This is a genomic window from Ruegeria sp. CK3 (assembly GCF_056536565.1).
The window spans coordinates 1-18,810 of the sequence record NZ_JBQFPV010000001.1; the positions used below are offsets into that span (position 1 = coordinate 1).

The 18,810-nt window shown below is 59.1% G+C and carries 22 protein-coding genes and 1 tRNA gene; 10 read left to right on the forward strand and 13 right to left on the reverse strand.

Annotated features, from left to right (window positions below):
- A partial coding sequence (locus ACR0C3_RS00005; protein WP_480756521.1) for a hypothetical protein occupies window positions 1-945 on the reverse strand: 945 nt, incomplete at its 3' end.
- 270 nt (window positions 946-1,215) lie between these two features.
- Here ACR0C3_RS00005 and ACR0C3_RS00010 point away from each other — a divergent pair.
- Window positions 1,216-1,620: a hypothetical protein gene (locus ACR0C3_RS00010; protein ID WP_480756522.1), complete on the forward strand. Its 405-nt coding sequence runs from the start codon at window positions 1,216-1,218 to the stop codon at window positions 1,618-1,620.
- A 23-nt stretch (window positions 1,621-1,643) separates the two neighbouring features.
- Here the strand turns inward: ACR0C3_RS00010 and ACR0C3_RS00015 are convergent, their stop codons facing one another.
- From ACR0C3_RS00015 to ACR0C3_RS00035, 5 genes are all read right to left on the reverse strand, one after another.
- Complete coding sequence (locus ACR0C3_RS00015) at window positions 1,644-2,828, reverse strand: vWA domain-containing protein (RefSeq protein WP_170373959.1); 1,185 nt, start codon at window positions 2,826-2,828, stop codon at window positions 1,644-1,646.
- 3 nt (window positions 2,829-2,831) lie between these two features.
- Entirely contained in the window at window positions 2,832-3,002 is a 171-nt protein-coding gene (locus ACR0C3_RS00020; protein WP_170373958.1) for a hypothetical protein, read from the reverse strand.
- 7 nt (window positions 3,003-3,009) lie between these two features.
- On the reverse strand, window positions 3,010-4,374 hold the full coding sequence (locus ACR0C3_RS00025) for a DUF2927 domain-containing protein (protein ID WP_480756524.1): 1,365 nt from the start codon (window positions 4,372-4,374) through the stop codon (window positions 3,010-3,012).
- The gene (locus ACR0C3_RS00030) at window positions 4,371-4,820 is read right to left on the reverse strand and encodes an N-acetyltransferase family protein (protein WP_480756526.1); all 450 of its coding nucleotides are present in this window, start codon (window positions 4,818-4,820) and stop codon (window positions 4,371-4,373) included. The genes ACR0C3_RS00025 and ACR0C3_RS00030 overlap by 4 nt, the downstream gene beginning before the upstream one ends.
- Window positions 4,821-4,897: 77 nt before the next feature.
- Window positions 4,898-5,743 carry an AAA family ATPase gene (locus tag ACR0C3_RS00035; RefSeq protein WP_480756528.1) on the reverse strand — a complete coding sequence of 282 codons (846 nt, stop codon included), beginning with the start codon at window positions 5,741-5,743 and terminating at the stop codon, window positions 4,898-4,900.
- 371 nt (window positions 5,744-6,114) lie between these two features.
- Here ACR0C3_RS00035 and dksA point away from each other — a divergent pair, with 371 nt between their 5' ends.
- Together dksA and ACR0C3_RS00045 are read left to right on the forward strand one after the other, a co-directional pair.
- Window positions 6,115-6,537, forward strand: a complete 423-nt coding sequence (gene dksA / locus ACR0C3_RS00040) for an RNA polymerase-binding protein DksA (RefSeq protein WP_170374347.1) — start codon at window positions 6,115-6,117, stop codon at window positions 6,535-6,537.
- A gap of 71 nt (window positions 6,538-6,608) precedes the next feature.
- On the forward strand, window positions 6,609-7,760 hold the full coding sequence (locus ACR0C3_RS00045) for an FAD-dependent oxidoreductase (RefSeq protein ID WP_480756530.1): 1,152 nt from the start codon (window positions 6,609-6,611) through the stop codon (window positions 7,758-7,760).
- A gap of 2 nt (window positions 7,761-7,762) precedes the next feature.
- Here the strand turns inward: ACR0C3_RS00045 and xth are convergent, their stop codons facing one another.
- On the reverse strand, window positions 7,763-8,542 hold the full coding sequence (xth, locus tag ACR0C3_RS00050) for an exodeoxyribonuclease III (RefSeq protein ID WP_480756531.1): 780 nt from the start codon (window positions 8,540-8,542) through the stop codon (window positions 7,763-7,765).
- A gap of 281 nt (window positions 8,543-8,823) precedes the next feature.
- Window positions 8,824-9,147 carry a HesB/IscA family protein gene (locus ACR0C3_RS00055; RefSeq protein ID WP_170373953.1) on the reverse strand — a complete coding sequence of 108 codons (324 nt, stop codon included), beginning with the start codon at window positions 9,145-9,147 and terminating at the stop codon, window positions 8,824-8,826.
- A gap of 76 nt (window positions 9,148-9,223) precedes the next feature.
- Between ACR0C3_RS00055 and ACR0C3_RS00060 the strand changes: the two genes are divergently transcribed.
- The gene (locus tag ACR0C3_RS00060) at window positions 9,224-10,366 is read left to right on the forward strand and encodes a deoxyguanosinetriphosphate triphosphohydrolase (protein WP_480756533.1); all 1,143 of its coding nucleotides are present in this window, start codon (window positions 9,224-9,226) and stop codon (window positions 10,364-10,366) included.
- Here ACR0C3_RS00060 and ACR0C3_RS00065 read toward each other — a convergent pair whose 3' ends face one another.
- Window positions 10,367-10,912: a putative pterin-binding protein gene (locus ACR0C3_RS00065; protein WP_480756534.1), complete on the reverse strand. Its 546-nt coding sequence runs from the start codon at window positions 10,910-10,912 to the stop codon at window positions 10,367-10,369.
- Between the two features lie 131 nt (window positions 10,913-11,043).
- Between ACR0C3_RS00065 and argS the strand changes: the two genes are divergently transcribed.
- From argS to ACR0C3_RS00095, 6 genes are all read left to right on the forward strand, one after another.
- Complete coding sequence (gene argS / locus ACR0C3_RS00070) at window positions 11,044-12,789, forward strand: arginine--tRNA ligase (protein WP_480756536.1); 1,746 nt, start codon at window positions 11,044-11,046, stop codon at window positions 12,787-12,789.
- Between the two features lie 87 nt (window positions 12,790-12,876).
- Window positions 12,877-13,932 carry an SPOR domain-containing protein gene (locus tag ACR0C3_RS00075; RefSeq protein WP_480756537.1) on the forward strand — a complete coding sequence of 352 codons (1,056 nt, stop codon included), beginning with the start codon at window positions 12,877-12,879 and terminating at the stop codon, window positions 13,930-13,932.
- Entirely contained in the window at window positions 13,929-14,936 is a 1,008-nt protein-coding gene (gene nagZ / locus ACR0C3_RS00080; RefSeq protein ID WP_480756538.1) for a beta-N-acetylhexosaminidase, read from the forward strand. Before ACR0C3_RS00075 ends, nagZ begins: the two co-directional genes overlap by 4 nt.
- The gene (locus tag ACR0C3_RS00085; protein WP_170483405.1) at window positions 14,926-15,720 is read left to right on the forward strand and encodes a segregation and condensation protein A; all 795 of its coding nucleotides are present in this window, start codon (window positions 14,926-14,928) and stop codon (window positions 15,718-15,720) included. Before nagZ ends, ACR0C3_RS00085 begins: the two co-directional genes overlap by 11 nt.
- On the forward strand, window positions 15,713-16,363 hold the full coding sequence (gene scpB, locus ACR0C3_RS00090; RefSeq protein WP_170466408.1) for an SMC-Scp complex subunit ScpB: 651 nt from the start codon (window positions 15,713-15,715) through the stop codon (window positions 16,361-16,363). Before ACR0C3_RS00085 ends, scpB begins: the two co-directional genes overlap by 8 nt.
- Window positions 16,364-16,427: 64 nt before the next feature.
- On the forward strand, window positions 16,428-16,646 hold the full coding sequence (locus ACR0C3_RS00095; protein WP_480756540.1) for a hypothetical protein: 219 nt from the start codon (window positions 16,428-16,430) through the stop codon (window positions 16,644-16,646).
- On the opposite strand, the gene ACR0C3_RS00100 is transcribed toward ACR0C3_RS00095, so the two are convergent.
- From ACR0C3_RS00100 to ihfA, 4 genes are all read right to left on the reverse strand, one after another.
- Window positions 16,643-17,722 carry a 2'-deoxycytidine 5'-triphosphate deaminase gene (locus ACR0C3_RS00100; protein WP_209253856.1) on the reverse strand — a complete coding sequence of 360 codons (1,080 nt, stop codon included), beginning with the start codon at window positions 17,720-17,722 and terminating at the stop codon, window positions 16,643-16,645. The two genes, ACR0C3_RS00095 and ACR0C3_RS00100, sit on opposite strands and share 4 nt — an antisense overlap.
- Window positions 17,723-17,783: 61 nt before the next feature.
- Window positions 17,784-17,860 (reverse strand) — tRNA-Pro (locus ACR0C3_RS00105).
- 60 nt (window positions 17,861-17,920) lie between these two features.
- Entirely contained in the window at window positions 17,921-18,481 is a 561-nt protein-coding gene (locus ACR0C3_RS00110) for a MerR family transcriptional regulator (protein ID WP_480756542.1), read from the reverse strand.
- Between the two features lie 18 nt (window positions 18,482-18,499).
- Window positions 18,500-18,802, reverse strand: coding sequence for an integration host factor subunit alpha (ihfA, locus tag ACR0C3_RS00115; protein WP_037316145.1), 303 nt, complete (start codon window positions 18,800-18,802; stop codon window positions 18,500-18,502).
- Window positions 18,803-18,810: the final 8 nt, after the last annotated feature.

Here is an 18,810-nt window from a genome sequence, read left to right on the forward strand (position 1 = left end):
GTTGGGAGACGCGTTGCGAAACGCCGGAGCCGCTGCTTTCGATGCGTTCAGGTTGCGCAGCTTGTCCGAGCCATACGGGTCGGTGATCGCAGCCACAAGCGGATCGCGGTAGTAGCGATACCGATCCTTCTTTTGATGCGAATAGGTGTCATATACATCCCGCTTATCATCCCACTGATCGTAAGTCGCATCGTCTTTGGTGTATCTGTAACGATCAGGATCGTAGGGCACGGGCTGGATTGTTACTCCATCCTTGTAGCGATGCCGCGGCTGCGGCAGATCCAGGTAGCCGTGGAACTGAGACAAAGTGCCTTTGGTCACCGTCCGGCCTTTGGACGCGTCGAAGAAGGCGGTCTCTGCGTCCTGCAGGGCGTCGCGGGTTTCGTGGCGCAAATCCCGTACATCTGCGCGCAGGTCGTCACGTGCCTCTTCATAGGTTTCGGCGTCACGCAGTTCATCCTCAAGCGCGTTCAGGTCGTCTTGGTAGTTGGGGTCTGAGGGATCAAGCGCGGCAATGTCGTCGGCAATGTCGTCGCTGCTACGGCCGTCGTAGCTTTCGTTCAGATCCCGCAACTCGCGCCGGGCGTCATAGAGATCCCCGCGCAGGTCATAGTAGGCTTCCGCGGCGGCCTGATAGGTCGCGATCTTGCCGACATTGCTGTTGGGAGACGCGTTGCGAAACGCCGGAGCCGCTGCTTTCGATGCGTTCAGGTTGCGCAGCTTGTCCGAGCCATACGGGTCGGTGATCGCAGCCACAAGCGGATCGCGGTATCTAAGCTTGTCCGGGTTTTGTTCGTCGTATCGCTTGGTGCGATAGTCGGAGCGGGCAACCGGTCGCGGGGAGTATTCGACCGGAGCAATGGACGCTTTGCGGTAGGCCTTGTTTACGCGTTTTCCGCTGGCCCTGGGTTGCACGCGTGAGCGTTTGCCGAACAGTTCTTCCACATCGCGTTTGAATTCTCGCCCAACGTTCGCAAGTGTTGTTTTCTGAACCTTGCCGCTTCGCGACTTGTTGTTGGAAGGTTTTTGGGACTTCGCTTTCCGCTTGTTGCCAGTTCCGAATATATTGCGAGAGCGTTGAGTTGTGGACTTGGCTTTTTGCTTGTTGCCATTTCCAAAAAGGTTGCCAGAGCGTTGGGTTTTGGACTTCGCTTTCTGCTTGTTGCTACTTCCGAATAGGTTGCGAGAACTCAGGGTTTTGGATTTGGCTTTTCCGTGATCCTTACCGGCATTTTTTGCACCGTTGCTTTTGCCAGATTTTCCCTTTTCGCCGCTTTTGCCCCCGTCTTTTCCTCCCTTACCGGAATTCCCCTTGCCACCTCCGTTGCCCCTTCCGTTCCCCCTGCCTTTGCCGTTGCCTTTATCGTTTTTTGCGTAAGCCGCATCCGGCGCAAAGGCAAAAGTCGCAACGGCACCGGACGCCAGCACCAATGCAGAAATGGTCAAAAAAGATGTCAGGTAATTGCGAAGTTTAGATTTGGTCATCTCAGCCCCCCAGCATCGATCCGTTTGGTTTATACCACGAATCTCAAAAATGCGGGGAATATTGCTTCGATTGTTTCCTCTGAAGCTATTTCGAGGGCAAAATCTATGACTTTGTCTTGTTTTTGGCAGCGTTGATCTACTTCGGCGCGCAATGACGTCTAGCGAGTCAACTCTCGCATGCCTTGTTCCAACCCAGCCAGCGTCATTGGCACCATGCGGTCCTCGAAAATCTCTTGGATCATGCCGATGGAGTGGGTGTAGCCCCAGTATTTCTCGGGCACCGGGTTGATCCAAAGGTTTGAGGTCCACTGCTCGCGTGCGCGCTGTAGCCAGACTTGGCCTGCTTCTTGGTTCCAGTGCTCGTTGGCGCCGCCGGGGTAGGCGATCTCGTAGGGACTCATTGATGCGTCTCCGACGAAGATGCATTTGTAGTCGCCGCCATAGGTGCGCAGCACCTCGTGGGTTGGGATCTGTTGGTCCCAACGGCGGCGATTGTCGCGCCAGACGCCTTCATAGAGGCAATTGTGGAAGTAGTAGTATTCCAGATGCTTGAACTCGGTCCGTGCGGCCGAGAACAGCTCTTCAACCACCTTGATATGCGGGTCCATGGATCCGCCGACGTCGAGAAAGAGCAGGACCTTTACCGCGTTATGCCGCTCTGGCCGGGTTTTGACGTCGAGATAGCCGTGTTCGGCAGTGGCGCGGATGGTGCCGTCCAGGTCCAGCTCCTCTGCCGCGCCCTCGCGGGCCCAGCGGCGCAGACGCTTCAAGGCGACCTTGATGTTGCGCGTTCCTAGTTCAACAGTGTCGTCTAAGTTCTTGAATTCGCGCTTGTCCCAGACTTTCACCGCACGCTGGTGGCGGCTTTCCTTCTGGCCGATCCGCACGCCTTCGGGGTTGTAGCCATAGGCCCCGAACGGAGAGGTCCCCGCCGTGCCGATCCACTTGTTCCCCCCCTGGTGACGGCCTTGCTGCTCTTTCAGGCGTTCGCGCAAAGTGTCCATCAGCTTGTCAAAGCCGCCAAGGGCTTCGATCTCGGCCTTTTCCTCGTCTGATAGGTGTTTTTCGGCCATCTTGGCCAGCCAGTCCGCGGGGATGTCGACCGCCTCCAGCACCTGATCGAAACTGATCTCGCCCAGCCCCTCAAAACTGGCGGCAAAAGCGCGGTCGAACTTGTCGATATTGCGTTCATCCTTCACCATCGAGACGCGGGCGAGGTAGTAGAACGCCTCGACATCATACGTGGCCAAGCCCTTTTTCATCCCCTCCAGAAAGGTCAGATATTCCCGCAGTGAGACCGGGATGCCTGCTTTTCTGAGGTTTTCGAAAAAGGGCAGGAACATGGGCTACACCAAGAACCGCACAAGGATCAGAGACAGGATCAGGCCCAAAAGCGCAAAGGCGATGCCGTAACCGGCGGCGTATTGCGCCATGTCGGCCCGGTTGCCGTTGCGCTTGCGCGCGGCCATTACGCCTAGGATCGCACCCAAAACAGCCATTCCCACTACTACGAGCATTCGTCTGTCATCCGCCTGTATTGTTTCTCGACGTTCCAGCGTTGCCCTCTGCCAGAGACCGGGCCACCAGATCCGAGCCAAACCCGTATCGCGCCCATCCGATACTGTCCAGCCTGACGGCACGTGCCTGCTGCTCCTGTCCGGCTTGTTTCAGAGCCTCGGATTTCAACAGCAGCAACGTCGCCAGAAGTGAGGCGTTCTCTGCCCTTGTTATCACGTCAATTGCGGAGTTCAGATCGGGCAGGATTTCGGGCCCTCTGTCCTGCGCCAGCGCAAAAGAGGCTGTTTGGGCCGTGACATGCGCGCGGTGAACCTCGGTTCCGGGGGTGGCGTTCAGGAATTGCAGCGCGATCTGATAGTTCTGCAAGGCGGCGGCGGGATCGCGAAACTGGATCATGCGGCCCATCAGGTAGTGTGGATAGGCGCGGCGGTGGTCGGTCCAGCCCTGTCGCCGTCCGATCTCGGCCGCGCGTTTTGCTGCGCGCAGCTGTCTGGGGGATCCGGGACCGGGGCCGAGGGCTTTATTGATCGCGTCGACCCATTCGCGCGGGGTTTCGGTCAACGGTTGCACCGGCAGCCGGTCGCCGCGCGGGTTGAGGCGGCTGAGCAGGCCGGGGATCACGGCCTCGACCTGTTCACGGGTCATGCCCGAGCGCAGTTCAGGAGAGTAGGCCGCCCGCAGGATCAGCATGTCGAACCCTGTCAAAACGGTGTGAATATTGTCGTCGTTAAACACGGAATCAGGCAGATGATAGAGGTCGTTGAGCGGCCCCAGCGCCTGCGCCAGTTCCTCATGCAAGCAATCGCGGATTTCCTGTGGGCTGACATCTGCGGGGATGAAAATGCCCAGACGCTCGCGCCGTTGAAGCTCGGTCCAGCTGCTTTTGGGCTTGCGGCGGTCGCGGCGGTATTCCTCGAGGCTCGATGAATTGGGGACCACGAAGCAGGCAGCATTGGGCAGGATGCGTTGGATGTCGCGCTGGGTGACGGCCTCAATGGTGATGTTGGCCTGACCTTCGGGAATTTGCCGGATGTCGATCCTGGCCTCGCGCCGAATGCGGTTCAACAGGCTGTTCAGGTCGCGCTGCATACTGGCCGTGGGCGTGCCGGTCAGGCGCACGGTGATGGGTGTTTCGAACCTCGTGAAAACCGGCAGTTCCACGCCGCTTTCCAGCGCAAAATGCAGGTCAAGGAAGTCGGCAGCTATGTTCGTATTGGACCGCGCAGGGGGCGTTGGCCGCGACGCCGAGAACGACTTGGTGGGGGGCAGGGATTGCTCAACGACCTTGGCGTTGTCCGGCAGTTCGATCCGTTCGACCGTGGTACAGGCCGACAGCGCCAGCACTGCGATGAATGCGACAAACCGCTTCATGCGCGATTGTACTTTATGAACGGCGTCACGGTGCCAATCCGATCATAGAGCTGGCGTGCGGTGTGGTTGAACTCCTCCGTCAGCCAGTAGACTGACGGAGCACCTTGGCGATCGGCCTCATCATAGACCGCCTGTATCAAGGCGCGCCCTACGCCGGTTCCACGCGCCTCGGGGCGGGCGAACAGGTCCTGCAGATAGCAGACATTTTCCACCTTCCAGCCGTGACGGTGAAACAGGAAATGCGTCAATCCGACCAGCTTGCCGTCCTGTTCGGCAACAAAGCCCGAGAAATCCTGCGGGTCATCGCCCAGCAGACGTTCGAATGTCGTCTCATAGATCGTGTCGGGCAGGGTGGTTTCATAGAACGCAAGATAATCACGCCACATCTCGGCCCATTGGGTCTTGTCCTCGGCGGTCAGTGGGCGGATTTTGAGGTCTTTGGCCAAGCGATGCGTCCTGCTTATTTGGTTTCTGGGATGCTGACACCCGGACCGCCAAGAAGCAAGCCGCGCTCACACCCTGTTCAACGTCGACTGCGTGCCATGAAGGCCAATCGCTCAAACAAATGCACGTCCTGTTCATTTTTCAGCAGCGCGCCGTGCAGTTTGGGCAGCGCATTGGCCCCGTCGCGTTTGAGGTCTTCGGCGCTCAGATCCTCGGCCAGTAGCAGTTTCAGCCAGTCCAGAACCTCGGAGGTTGAGGGTTTCTTCTTGAGGCCCTGGGTGTCGCGAATTTCGTAGAACTGCGTGAGCGCGGTGGTCAGCAGCGCGTCCTTGATACCAGGATGATGGACTTCGACAATGCGGCGCATCGTGGCCTCATCCGGGAAGCGGATATAGTGAAAGAAGCAGCGGCGCAGGAAAGCGTCGGGCAGCTCTTTTTCGTTGTTCGAAGTGATGATCACGATCGGGCGGTTCTTGGCCTTGATCGTCTCGCCTGTCTCGTAGACATGGAACTCCATCTTGTCGAGTTCCTGCAGCAGATCATTGGGAAACTCGATATCGGCCTTGTCGATTTCATCAATCAGCAGCACGACCTTTTCGTCGGCCTCAAACGCCTGCCAGAGCTTGCCCTTGCGGATGTAGTTCGAGACGTCATGCACACGCTCTTCGCCCAGCTGGCTGTCCCGCAACCGGCTTACGGCGTCGTATTCGTAGAGGCCCTGCTGCGCGCGCGTGGTGGATTTTACATTCCACTCGATCATGCGCAGACTCAACGCGCCGGCGACCTGTTTTGCCAATTCGGTCTTGCCAGTGCCGGGCTCCCCTTTGACCAGCAAGGGGCGCTCCAGCGTGACGGCGGCGTTCACGGCGATGGTCAAATCATCGGTGGCGACATATTCGGCTGTGCCTTGAAAACGTGCGGTCATCGGGTCCTCTTGCTGTTTCCGGCGAAACTGTGGTGTCCGGGTTACAGAGCGATGGGGAATTTGACAAGCCGGGCCGCTGCGTCGGTGAATCAAATTTACCAGCGAGTCCAACCGCTTTTGTATGATTCGCAGGCAGGTGCCTTTCCCGAGGGTTGAGTAGTGCCCTGAAATTGCCTGTCGATTTTCACAGAAAAACAAGGATTTGTTGTTTTAAGTCTCATATTTAGATGAAGGCTTGCGACGGGGCGTCGGTTCTACGTTTGTGTAGTGACATTCCAGTGCCCGTCGGCTAAACGCTGCGCAGAAGGGAGAGCCAAATGTCTGGTGAAGCAACCGTGACCGACGTTACAGGCCATACCGAGGGAGCAAATATGAAGCAGGAAGTTTTTCTGCCGGAGGACTACCGTCCGGCCGAAGATGAGCCTTTCATGAATGATCTGCAGCTTGAGTATTTTCGCCGCAAGCTGCTGGATTGGAAGACAGAACTACTCGCAGGCAGCCGCGACACGATCGAAGGGCTGCAGGACAACACCCGCAACATTCCGGACGTCGCCGACCGCGCCAGTGAGGAAACCGACCGCGCGCTCGAACTGCGCACACGGGATCGTCAGCGCAAACTGGTGGCGAAGATCGACTCGGCCCTGCGCCGGATCGACGAAGGCGAATACGGGTATTGCGAAAAAACAGGCGACCCAATCTCGCTGAAGCGTTTGGATGCGCGCCCGATCGCGACCATGACGCTCGAGGCCCAGGAACGGCATGAACGTCGCGAAAAGGTCCATCGCGACGATTGATCGTCCTGATAAAGTGAATAATTCAAACGCCGGGGCCTGTCGCTCCGGCGTTTTTGCGTTAAGGCAAGGCCATGAAGATCAACGGTTTGAAGTTTTGCGTGGTTGGCGGCGGCATTGGCGGCCTTGCGGCGGCGTTGGCTCTGCGCCAGCGCGGGGCGCAGGTGACGGTGCTAGAGCAGGCCCCAGCGCTGACCGAGGTCGGAGCAGGCCTTCAGATCAGCGCCAACGGGATGTGCGTTCTGCGTGCCCTGAAAGTCGTAGGAAAAACGCCGGAGGCGGGAGTGCGATCCTTCGGAACAGTGCTGCGCGACTATCGGGCAGGGCGCTCTGTCAGTGAAATACCGGCGCCTGCCGCCGGGCCGACCTATTACTACCATCGTGCCGACCTACTGGGCTTGCTGCACAAAACAGCCATTCGTGAAGGGGTGAAGCTCCAGTTGGGCAAGCGTGTCACGCAGGTGCACAAGTACCCCTCGGAGGCCGAATTGGTTCTGGAGGATGGAGCAAGATTACGTGTCGATTGCGCAATTTCCGCTGATGGGGGTCGAAGTGAAATCCGCTCCAGTCTGAATGGTCCCAAAGCGCCAGAATTCACACATCAAGTGGCTTGGCGGGCAATGATACCGTGGGCGCGTCGTGATCAAAAATCATGCGCCGTCTTGACTATGGGGCCAGGGAGGCATGTTGTAACCTACCCACTGCGCAACCACACAATGATGAACATCGTCGCGATTGAAGAGCGATCGGACTGGAAGGAAGAGGGCTGGCGACAGCGCGGCGACCCAGTGGAATTGCGGGCTCGGTTTTCAGATTTTGGTGGGCTTGTGGGGGAAATCCTCGAACAGGTTCATGAGCCAAACATCTGGGCTTTGTTCATGCGACCTGTTGCGGAGCGCTGGCAAAATGGGCGTATAGTATTGTTAGGGGATGCGGCCCATCCCACACTGCCGTTTATGGCGCAGGGAGCCTGCCTTGCTCTCGAAGACGCTTGGGTTCTAGCGCGTTGTTTTGACGAACAGTCAGGCGTGGCGAACGCGCTTGAAGCTTATGAGACTCGTCGTCGTCCAAGGGCTCAGCGTGTGGTTGCGGCAGCAGGGGCAAATGCTCGGAACTTTCACCTGAGTGGGCCCATGCGACTTGCGGCACAAGTTGCGCTAATGGCAATTGGACCGAGGTTGTCGCGTAAATACGACTGGATCTACAGCTACGACCCGACCGTCTGATCTCAGATGTCCAAATCGACCCAAACCGGCACGTGGTCCGAGGGTTTTTCGTGCCCACGCACCTCTTTGTCGATCTGACAGTCCCGCATCAGGTCTGCGGCCTGCGGGGTCAGCAGAAAATGGTCGATGCGAATGCCGTCATCCTTGTTCCAGGCTCCGGCCTGATAGTCCCAGAAAGAATAGTGGCCTGCACCTTGCACACGGGCACGGAGCGCCTCGGTGAAGCCAAGGTTCAGGATCTTGCGGAACGCGGCCCGGCTTTCGGGCCGGAACAATGCGTCCTCGCGCCATGCATCGGGGCGCTTTGCATCTTCTGCTTGGGGAATGATGTTGTAGTCGCCCGCCATCAACGCAGGCTCTTCGCTGGCCAACAGGGCACGGGCGCGATAATACAGACGCTCCATCCACGCCAGTTTGTAGTCGTATTTTGGCCCGGGCGTTGGGTTTCCGTTCGGTAGATAAAGGCCACAGACCCGCAGCGCCTGCTTTCCAACAACCGTTGCTTCGATCCAACGCGCTTGTTCATCTTCATCGTCACCGGGCAAGCCGCGCGTTACATCCTCCAAAGGTAGCTTCGAGAGGATTGCCACACCGTTAAAGCTTTTCTGACCATGTGTCTCGACATTGTATCCGCGGTCTTCGAAGAGTTCGCGGGGGAAGTTCTCGTCGACGGATTTGATTTCCTGCAAAAGAACCACGTCTGGCTGGGCATCATCCAACCAACGTGGCAAGGCTTCGGCCCGCGCCTTTATGCCATTGATGTTGAACGTGGCGATTTTCATGCGCGATCCTCCGAAGCTGTTGGCAACCTATCGCCCAGAATGATCCCAGCGGCAAGGTGGTGGGTGGGGTTGCGAGGCTCTGCCTCGCGCTCCGAGGTATTTTTGGCCAGATGAAGAAACGGATCCTTAACCAATTTGGTTGTAGCAATGAGATGCGGTACTGGCGGAGGCGCCGATGACCGCGCCAGGTGAAGTTCTCCGGCGTTCAGGTCGGAGAGTGGATCCCTGCTTCATCTGGCTGAAAATACCTTGGGGGTGTGGGGGCAAAGTCCTCACGTGGTTTACATGGAAAACGACGTGCCGCATCCGCAGGAGGACGTCGCGTTGGGGTTTTCGATCACGAACCGCGCGCCGATCAGTTCCTGGGTAAAATCAATGACCGCATTTTCCAGAAAGGGCAGGGAGATCGAGTCGACAATCACCTTTTGGCCTTTGCCTTCCAGCACAAGGTCGTCCTCTTTTGGTTCGTCCAACGCGATTTCGTATTGAAAACCGGAACATCCGCCGCCTTCAACGGCGACACGCAAGGCCTGACCCTGATTGGCAGCACCGATTTCAGCAAGGCGCTCAAACGCTCGTTCTGTGACTGTCGGAGGCAGATTCATGCCGGACTCCAAAGGTTTAATTCCCAACCAACGTACAATATATGAAACCTATCGACAGGCGACAAGGACCAGACTTTTGGACAGAGCGGGTTTTGCCTCGGATCCAGGCCGCGCACGGGGGCGGTTGGTGCCTGAGGAGGAAAGCAGTTTCCGGTCATGCTTTCAGCGTGATCGGGATCGCATCATTCATGCCAGCGCGTTCCGGCGGCTTAAGCACAAGACGCAGGTTTTTGTTGAACATGAAGGCGATAGCTACCGCACCCGCCTGACACACTCGATCGAGGTGGCTCAGGTTGCGCGGACTATTGCGGGGGCTTTGGACCTGAACCCAGAACTGACGGAGGCCATCGCGCTTGCGCATGATTTGGGTCACACGCCTTTTGGTCATACGGGTGAGGACGCGCTGCACGCGTTGATGGCGCCCTATGGCGGTTTTGACCACAATGCGCAGGCCATCCGCATCGTCACCAAGCTGGAGCGCCACTATGCCGAGTTCGACGGCTGCAATCTGACTTGGGAATGTCTGGAAGGGATCGCAAAGCACAACGGACCGGTGACCGGAGAGCTGCCTTGGGCTCTGGCCGAATGCAACGGTGGATTTGATCTGGAACTGCACACCCACGCCAGCGCCGAGGCGCAGGTGGCGGCCCTGTCGGACGATATTGCCTACAACAACCACGATCTGCTGGATGGGCTTAGGGCCAGTCTGTTCTCTGACGATGAGATCCAGCAACTCCCGATTGTAGCAGAGTGCTATGCGGCAGTTGACCGGGCCTATCCTGGGCTTGATCCGTATCGCCGCCGGCATGAGGCGTTGCGACGGGTTTTTGGTGTCATGGTCTCGGATGTGATTGATACATCGCGAGAGCTTATTGCCGGATCGGGGGCGCAGTCGGTTGAGGATATCAGGCACTATGGCGCTCCGGTCATTCAGTTTTCTGCCGGGCTTTGGGTGCAACTCAAGGAGATACGCGCTTTTCTGTTTGCGCGGATGTATCGCGCGCCCAGTGTAATGGAAGTGCGGGGAAAAGTGGCTCGCGTCGTCGAAGATCTGTTCCCGATCTACCTGAATGATCCCAAGCAGATGCCGACCCGCTGGCATGACGATATCGAAGCGGCGCAAGATGAGACCGCGTTGGCGCGGATCGTTTCAGACTACATTGCGGGTATGACCGATCGGTTTGCGCTGCAGGATCACAAGCGCCTGACAGGCCAGTAACTATTCGATCCCGACATAGGCCAGCGCCCAGACCTGCTGACCGGCCTGTTCCTGCGCCAGATCAGTGTCGTCGGTTGGAGGGAACACGATCATGGTGGGACCGTAGCCGCCGATGCCCATCGGGCTTCCATCCGCATGAGTCGCGACAATGGGGCTGTGGGCCACGATACTGCTCCAAGGAATTTCCGCCTGATAGCCGTCCAGCGCCATGGGTTTGGCGGTTTTCCCTTCGGCTCCGGCCATAGTCATCACCGCCGAAAGAAGAGGGCCAGAGAAAGTGATCTCGCGTTTGTTGCCTTCGGGGCCGTAGGGGATCGTGATTTCGGTCTGATCAAGCGCATCCAGCATCGCGGTGTCGAAACCGGCGGCTCCATTGTGAGTGACCTCCAGATACCCAAGCAGACCGCCGTCATTCTCGCCGCGCGCTGGCAGGTTGGTCTCAGAGACGGCGCCGCCCAATGTCAGCAGAACGTGCCCCTTGGGCGTGGGCATCTCGGCCCATACGGGCGTCGCTAGGGCAAGGACAAGGGGCAGGACTAGGCGCATGGGTCGTCTCCGGTTTTGCAATCCTGCCCAAATTAGCGGTGTTCGTAGACAATCCAAGCCCAAACCGATGCCTTCCATTGACCTTGACGCTTTGCGTGGTAAACCGCCCGGCAAGCAAAAGGACATCCGAAATGAACCTGTTTTCCGAGATCCGCGGCCTTGTACTGGACGCGTTGGCGCAGATGCAGTCCGAAGGCGCTCTGCCAGAAGGGTTGAGCTTTGACAACGTGGCGGTCGAGCCGCCGCGCGATGTCGCGCATGGTGATATGGCGACCAATGCGGCGATGGTGCTGGCAAAGCCCGCAAAGATGAAGCCGCGCGACATTGCGGATGCTTTGGCGGTCAAACTGGCCGCCGATGATCGGATCACCAGCGCTGAGGTTGCGGGGCCGGGGTTCCTGAACCTGCGTCTGGCCGCGACGGTCTGGCAGGGTGTTATGGCGCGCGTGTTGGAGATGGGCACTGACTATGGCCGCTCGACCATGGGGCAGGGGCAGAAGGTCAACGTGGAATATGTCTCAGCCAACCCGACCGGCCCTCTGCATGTGGGTCATACGCGCGGTGCGGTTTTCGGAGACGCGCTGGCGAGCTTGCTGGCCTATTCAGGTCATGACGTGACGCGTGAGTACTACATCAACGACGGTGGCGCGCAGGTGGATGTGTTGGCGCGCTCGGCCTACGAACGATATCGCGAGGCCAATGGCCTCAGCCCCGAGATTGCCGAGGGTCTATATCCCGGTGACTACCTAATCCCGATCGGCGAGGCGCTGAAAGAGAAATACGGCGACAGCCTGATCGACAAGCCCGAGAGCGAATGGCTGGAAGATCTGCGCAACTTCGCCACCGACGCGATGATGGATCTCATCCGCGCCGACCTGAAGGCGCTGGGCGTTGAAATGGATGTGTTCTTCTCGGAGAAATCCCTCTATGGCACGGGCCGGATTGAGGCTGCGCTGCAGTCGCTGACCAACAAGGGACTGATCTACGAAGGCGTGCTGGAGCCGCCCAAAGGCAAAAAGCCCGAGGATTGGGAGCCGCGCGAGCAGACCCTGTTCAAATCGACCGAACATGGCGATGACGTCGACCGTCCGGTAAAGAAATCGGATGGTGCCTGGACCTATTTCGCCCCGGATATCGCCTATCACTATGACAAAGTCAGCCGTGGTTTTGACGCGCTAATCGACGTGTTTGGCGCGGATCATGGTGGCTATGTCAAACGGATGAAGGCCGCTGTTTCGGCGCTTTCTGACGGCAAGGTGCCACTGGATATCAAGCTGACCCAACTGGTGAAGCTGTGGAAAAATGGTGAGCCGTTCAAGATGTCCAAGCGGGCCGGAAACTTTGTCACCCTGCGCGATGTGGTCGATCAGGTGGGCCCGGATGTGACCCGTTTCGTAATGCTGACGCGCAAGAACGACGCGCCTCTGGATTTTGATTTCGACAAGGTGCTGGAGCAGAGCCGTGAGAACCCCGTGTTCTACGTGCAATATGCCCATGCCCGCGTCATGAGCGTGCTGCGCCGCGCCGCTGAGGCCGAAATTGCCGCCGATGATGCGACCCTTGTGGGCGCGGATCTGGGCAAGATCGACCATGCCTCAGAGATGGCTGTGGCCAAGAAACTGGCTGAATGGCCACGACTTGTGGAAATTGCCGCGCGCACTAACGAACCGCACCGCGTTGCGTTCTATCTGTATGAATTGGCAGGGGATTTTCATGCTCTGTGGAACAAGGGCAATGAAGAAACTCAGCTGCGCTTCATCCAGGATGGCGATGTTGCCACAAGCCAGTCGAAAATCGCATTGGCCCGTGCCGTTTCTGTTGTGATTTCAGCAGGCTTGGGTATTCTTGGCGTTACTCCGGCGCAGGAGATGCGGTAACCAATACCGCCCGAACCGCCGGTCTGAGGCAGACAAGAAATGACCCGCGCGCTTTAATTTCAGGCGCAATCGGGCGGTGAGGCGGACATGACGAGTTACGATTACTCGGGGCATCAAAGCCCCGGGCAGATGCATTACCCGAATCAATCCTATGCCGATGATGGGTATGATTACCCTGACGAAATGGCCGACCATGCCGCGCCGCGCAGCGGTTTTGGCGTTGGCAAGGCGATGAATGTGTTAGGGGCGGTCGCCTCCCTGGCGCTGGTCGCCGGGATCGGAATCTGGAGTTACAAGCTTGTGATGCGCGATGTCAGCGGCGTGCCTGTTGTCCGAGCTGCCGAAGGTCCGATGCGCATTCAGCCCGAAAATCCGGGCGGACGCCCCGCAGATCATCAGGGTCTGGCCGTGAATGCGGTTGCTGCCGAAGGCTCGGCAGCGGCCCCTGCGGATCGCCTGATCCTCGCCCCGCGTCCAGTCTCGCTGACCGATGAGGACCTGCCCGCCGGTGAATTGAAACCGACCAAAGCTGTTCATGTCGTTGAAGAGCCGATCTCGAACGAAGAAGCCGCGGCGCTGCGGCAGAACGCAGTGGACGCTCTGGTTGCCGAACTCGCGGGCGAGGCGGCGCGTTCTAACGATGAACAAACCGAGGATGGCGTGCAGCTGGCCTCTCTGGTGACACCCGAGGAAGAGCCGGCGATTGACCCTGCGGATTTCGCAGCAGCCCTGCCAGACCCGGCCATTGCAGAGCTTCCGGGCGTGCGCCGCTCATTGCGCCCCCAGACCCGTCCGGCTCGCCGTGCGGTGGTCACCGAGACGTCTGAGGCAGCGATCAACGCGGCCGTCAAATCCGCCGTTGGGCTGGATGTGGACCCTGACACGCTGAGCAAAGGCACTCGTCTGGCGCAGCTTGGCGCTTTTGAAAGCGCGGATGTCGCCAGGTCCGAATGGGCGCGCCTGAACGGTCAGTTCGGTGAGTATATGGATGGAAAACAGCGCGTTATCCAGAAAACTTCAAGCGGCGGTCGAACCTTTTACCGATTGCGCGTGCTTGGCTTTGATAACCTGAGCGACTCGCGCCAATTCTGTGCGGCACTGGTGGCGCAAGGGGCCGACTGTATCCCGGTGGCCGTCAGGTGACGTTCGGCGCCGCGATTTCTGACGCAGAAGCGCTGCGGCTGACCGATGACGAAAGGGCCCTGTTCCGAGAGATGAACCCGTTTGGGTTCATCCTGTTCGCCCGCAATATCGAAAGTGCCGATCAGGTCCGGGCCCTGTGCGATGACTTTCGCGAGGCAGTAGGGCGGAATTGTCCCATAACGATTGATCAGGAGGGAGGCCGTGTTCAACGTCTGCGCGCCCCTCTGGCGCGCGAATGGATGCCGCCGCTCGATCATGCTGAACGGGCCGGAGAGCATGCGGAACGCGCCATGTACCTGCGCTATCGCCTGATTGCGCATGAGCTCTTTGAGCTGGGGATCGACAGCAACTGCGCGCCGATGGTGGATGTCGCGCGCCCGGAAACCCACGCCTTTCTACGTAACCGCTGCTACGGCAGCGATGCAGAAAGCATCGCTCAACTGGGGCGCGCGGTTGCGCAGGGGCATTTGGATGGCGGGGTATTGCCTGTCGTCAAGCACATGCCCGGTCACGGTCGGGCCACGCTGGACACACATTTCGATCTGCCGCGCGTCGACCTGACGCTCGAAGAGCTGACGCAGACCGATTTTGCCCCGTTCAAGGCTCTGAACGACTTGCCAATGGCGATGACCGCTCATTTGGTGTTCGAACAAATCGACCCGACTCCGGCCACGATCTCGGCTCCGATGATGAAGGTCATACGCGAGGTGATCGGCTTTGACGGGCTGGTCATGACCGATGACATCACCATGAAGGCGCTCAGCGGGTTGGCGTCCGAGCGCGCGGCACAGGCCTTGCAGGCAGGCTGTGATGTCGTATTGCACTGCAACGGCAGCTTCGCTGAGCGTCGTGATGTGCTTCAGGCCGCAGGCCAGATGACGGAGGCGGCGCAGGCCCGCGCAGATCGGGCCTTGGCCATGCGCAAAAAGCCCGCCGAACTTGACATCGAGGCCACTGAGGCTGAACTATCTGCCCTAATGGGCGGGCAGGTATATGAACGATAATCTTTTCAGCGAAGATCCGGTTTCGGTCGCCGACCGGCTGGCAGCCGAAGCGCTGATCGTTGACGTCGACGGGTTCGAGGGCCCGTTGGACGTGCTCCTGACCCTGTCGCGGACGCAAAAGGTCGACCTGCGCAAGATCTCGGTTCTGGCACTGGCGCAGCAATATCTGGCTTTTGTCGAAAAGGCGCGTGCGCTGCGGATCGAACTGGCTGCCGACTATCTGGTGATGGCCGCTTGGCTGGCCTTTCTCAAATCCCGCCTCCTGCTGCCACCTGACCCGGATGACGAGGGCCCCTCGGGTGAGGAACTTGCAGCCCACCTGGCGTTTCAGCTCGAACGCCTGCAGGCCATGCGTGATGCCGCTGCCCGGCTGATGGCACGCGACCAGCTAGGGCGTGATTTCTTCAAGCGCGGGCAGGCCGAGGATGTCACCCGCATTCGCACCGTGACCTATTCCGCCACGCTGCTGGACCTGATGCAGGGCTATGCGCGTATCCGCACCCGCGATGAATTCCGCCCCTTTGTGATGGACCGAGACTCGGTGTTCACGATGGAGCAGGCGCTGGAACGTATGCGCCCTCTGATCGGGTTTGCCGGTGCCTGGACCGATATGGAGACCTATTTGCCCGACGGATGGGACGGTGATCCGGTGCGGCGACGCTCGGCTACGGCGGCGACTTTCGCGGCCTCACTGGAGCTGGTGAAAGAAGGACATATGGAGATCAAGCAAAGCGATACCTTTGCCCCGATCCATCTGCGCAAGAGGACCGAGACCCGTGACTGACGCCCCCGAAGAAACCGGCACCCTGTTCGAAGCGCCCCCTCTGGCCGAGCAGGAGCGGATGGTCGAGGCGGTGTTGTTTGCCAGCGCCACGCCGGTGACAAATGCCGATCTTGAGGCGCGGATGCCGCATGGTAGCAATGCCGCGCAAGCCGTTGAATTGCTTCAGAAACGCTATGAGGGACGCGGTGTGCGCGTGGTTAAGGTGGGTGAGGCTTGGGCGATCCGAACCGCCCCTGACCTTGGCTTTCTGATGCAGAAAGAAACGGTCGAGACCCGCAAGCTGAGCCGTGCGGCGATCGAAACGCTGGCCATCGTGGCCTATCACCAGCCCTGCACGCGGGCCGAGATCGAGGAGATACGCGGTGTCTCCGTCTCACGCGGGACCATCGACCAATTGCTCGAGATGGAGTGGATCCGGCTGGGCCGCCGCCGCATGACGCCGGGCCGCCCGGTGACCTTTGTCGTCACACCCGAGTTTCTGGATCATTTCGGGTTGGAAAACGCTCGCGACCTACCGGGCCTCAAGGAATTGCGCGCCGCCGGCTTGTTGGAAAATCGCCCGCCGCCGGGTGCTATCCCACTGGGCGAGGGGCGCGAAGACGAAGTTGACGAAGATCAGACCGAACTCTTCGAGGAAGAGTGATCAGACAGCCCTTTTGCCGCCGTATAGATACCCTATCTCTAGGCGCAGGAAACGGAGTTGAGCAATGAATGCAAATCGGATCATCGACATGATCTTCCGCCAGGTCACGCGCCGTCTTGTCAACAAGGGGATCGACAAGGGATTTGATATGGCCAGCCGTATGGGCGGTTCGTCGGATGCGGACAGTAGCCAACCAAAAGGGAAACCGGGGCCGGCCCAGTCGCAGAGTATCAAACAGGCCAAGCAGATGACCCGTCAGATGCGGCGGTTCATGCGGTTTTAGGTAGCCGCCTTGAAGTGTTTGGACAGTTTCAGTCCCTGTCCTTGATAGTTCGAGGCAATGCCCGCGCCATATAGCTGCGTGGGCATTTCGGACATCTTCTCATAGACCAAGCGCCCTACGACCTGACCGTGTTCTAGCACGAACGGGGCTTCGTGGCAGCGAACCTCAAGCACACCGCGCGATCCGGCACCACCTGCGGCCGCGTGGCCAAAGCCGGGGTCAAAAAAGCCCGCATAGTGAACACGGAACTCACCGACCATGGCCAGATAGGGGGCCATTTCTGCCGCGTACATGGGTGGGATATGCACCGCCTCCCGGCTGACGAGGATATAGAACGCGCCGGGATCGAGGATGATGCAGCCATCGCTCGTGCGCACCTCTTCCCAATAATCCTGCGGGTCGTATGCGCCGATCCGGTCCAGATCAATCACGCCGGTATGCGGCTTTGCGCGGTAGCCGACCAGATCGGTGTCGGGCAATTGCAGGTCAACCGAAAAGCCCAGACCGTCCTGAATGACGGCAGGCCCGTCGACCAGCGGGGATTCGGTGTGCAGGGCGGTCAATTCCGCGTCGGTCAGAACGGCCTGACCCTGACGGAAACGAATCTGGTTGAGCCGCATGCCGGGGCGCACAAGTACCGAGAAGGAGCGCGGGCAGATCTCAGCGTAAAGCGGGCCGGTGTAGCCTGCGGGCACCCGGTCGAACTCGGTGCCGCCATCGGTGATTGTTCGCGTCAGCAGGTCCAGCCGCCCGGTTGAGCTTTTGGCATTCGCCACCGCGCTGGTCTCAGCGGGCAGGGCGAGCGATTCCATCAACGGCACGAGATAGACGCAGCCTTTCTCGAGCACGGCTCCGTCGGTGATATCGATCCGGTGCATCTCAAACTCGGCCAAACGGTCGGCGACCGATCGCCCTTCGCCCGCAAGAAATGAAGCGCGGACGCGGTAAGCCACTGTTCCCAAACGAAGATCAAGGCTGGCGGGTTGCACCTGTGCCGGGATCACATCCGGGCTGGCACTGATCTCACCGCGTGTGATCATCGCTTCGATCTGCTGGTTTGGGCATACACCTGTCATTTCGATCCCCCCTGATGCCAGAGCGGGATCTGGCCTGTCTGCCATAAACGTCGGTGTGATTTGGTCGGGCTAGCAGGACTCGAACCTGCGACCTTCCGTCCCCCAGACGGACGCGCTACCAGGCTGCGCCATAGCCCGACGTTGGAGTGTTCATAACGGTTTTCCCGGCAGGGGCAAGAGGAAAACATTGCCTTTTTTCTATCCTGCCGCCCGTGTTTCCACCCGGTTCAACCATGCGCGCAAATCCTTTGCCAGGGGCGCGATACGGCTGAGTAGTTCATCGTCGAATTCGGACCGATTCCATGCCAGTGAAGCGATGCCTCCAACCAAAGGCGCGGCATCCAACTCGGCTGGTTCGGCGCTTTCCTCTGATGCCTCAGCCTCTTGAGGTGCGTCGAGGTCCATTGGGATTTGTTCGGTCTGCGGGGCAGGTTTGGCGGAAAAGGGAACAACGGTGCTGTCCGTATTCTCGGCCGTGGGATCATCCAGAGACGGAGAGAGCGCGGCGACATGGGCAACGCCCTGTTCGCGCAGTATCCGCTGTACGCCTTTGATGGTGATCCCATCCTCGTGCAGCAGCTTTTTGATGCCGCCCAGAAGACGCATATCATTAGGGCGATAGTACCGGCGGCCTCCGGCCCGCTTCACGGGTTTGACCTGGGTAAACCGGCTTTCCCAAAAGCGCAGGACATGGGCCTGTACTCCGAGCCAATCCGCAACTTCACTTATGGTGCGAAATGCGTCGGGAGATTTGCTCATGTCCGCGAGGTCCTAGGATTACTTGCGATTCCCGGCGGCGACGCGATCCTTCATCAGGTGCGACGGACGGAAAGTCAGCACGCGGCGGGGTTGAATGGGAACCTCTTCGCCGGTTTTGGGGTTGCGACCGATACGAGCGGTTTTATCCCGAACGCTGAACGTGCCGAATGACGAAATCTTCACCTGCTCACCGCGCACCAGCGCGTCGGACATGTGGTTCAGAACGCTTTCCACCAGCTGCGCGCTTTCGTTGCGTGATAGGCCAACTTCACGAAAGACGGCTTCGCTTAGATCCATTCGGGTCAGTGTTTTGTCGCTCATACCTTTTC

Excerpts from the sequence above, each read along its gene's own strand:
- ACR0C3_RS00015 (WP_170373959.1), bottom strand. The coding sequence starts at position 2,828 with ATGTTCCTGCCCTTTTTCGAAAACCTCAGAAAAGCAGGCATCCCGGTC.
- ACR0C3_RS00020 (WP_170373958.1), bottom strand. The coding sequence starts at position 3,002 with ATGCTCGTAGTAGTGGGAATGGCTGTTTTGGGTGCGATCCTAGGCGTA.
- ACR0C3_RS00025 (WP_480756524.1), bottom strand. The coding sequence starts at position 4,374 with ATGAAGCGGTTTGTCGCATTCATCGCAGTGCTGGCGCTGTCGGCCTGT.
- ACR0C3_RS00035 (WP_480756528.1), bottom strand. The coding sequence starts at position 5,743 with ATGACCGCACGTTTTCAAGGCACAGCCGAATATGTCGCCACCGATGAT.
- dksA (WP_170374347.1), top strand. The coding sequence starts at position 6,115 with ATGAAGCAGGAAGTTTTTCTGCCGGAGGACTACCGTCCGGCCGAAGAT.
- ACR0C3_RS00045 (WP_480756530.1), top strand. The coding sequence starts at position 6,609 with ATGAAGATCAACGGTTTGAAGTTTTGCGTGGTTGGCGGCGGCATTGGC.
- xth (WP_480756531.1), bottom strand. The coding sequence starts at position 8,542 with ATGAAAATCGCCACGTTCAACATCAATGGCATAAAGGCGCGGGCCGAA.
- ACR0C3_RS00055 (WP_170373953.1), bottom strand. The coding sequence starts at position 9,147 with ATGAATCTGCCTCCGACAGTCACAGAACGAGCGTTTGAGCGCCTTGCT.
- ACR0C3_RS00065 (WP_480756534.1), bottom strand. The coding sequence starts at position 10,912 with ATGCGCCTAGTCCTGCCCCTTGTCCTTGCCCTAGCGACGCCCGTATGG.
- argS (WP_480756536.1), top strand. The coding sequence starts at position 11,044 with ATGAACCTGTTTTCCGAGATCCGCGGCCTTGTACTGGACGCGTTGGCG.
- ACR0C3_RS00075 (WP_480756537.1), top strand. The coding sequence starts at position 12,877 with ATGACGAGTTACGATTACTCGGGGCATCAAAGCCCCGGGCAGATGCAT.
- ACR0C3_RS00085 (WP_170483405.1), top strand. The coding sequence starts at position 14,926 with ATGAACGATAATCTTTTCAGCGAAGATCCGGTTTCGGTCGCCGACCGG.
- ACR0C3_RS00095 (WP_480756540.1), top strand. The coding sequence starts at position 16,428 with ATGAATGCAAATCGGATCATCGACATGATCTTCCGCCAGGTCACGCGC.
- ACR0C3_RS00100 (WP_209253856.1), bottom strand. The coding sequence starts at position 17,722 with ATGACAGGTGTATGCCCAAACCAGCAGATCGAAGCGATGATCACACGC.
- ACR0C3_RS00110 (WP_480756542.1), bottom strand. The coding sequence starts at position 18,481 with ATGAGCAAATCTCCCGACGCATTTCGCACCATAAGTGAAGTTGCGGAT.
- ihfA (WP_037316145.1), bottom strand. The coding sequence starts at position 18,802 with ATGAGCGACAAAACACTGACCCGAATGGATCTAAGCGAAGCCGTCTTT.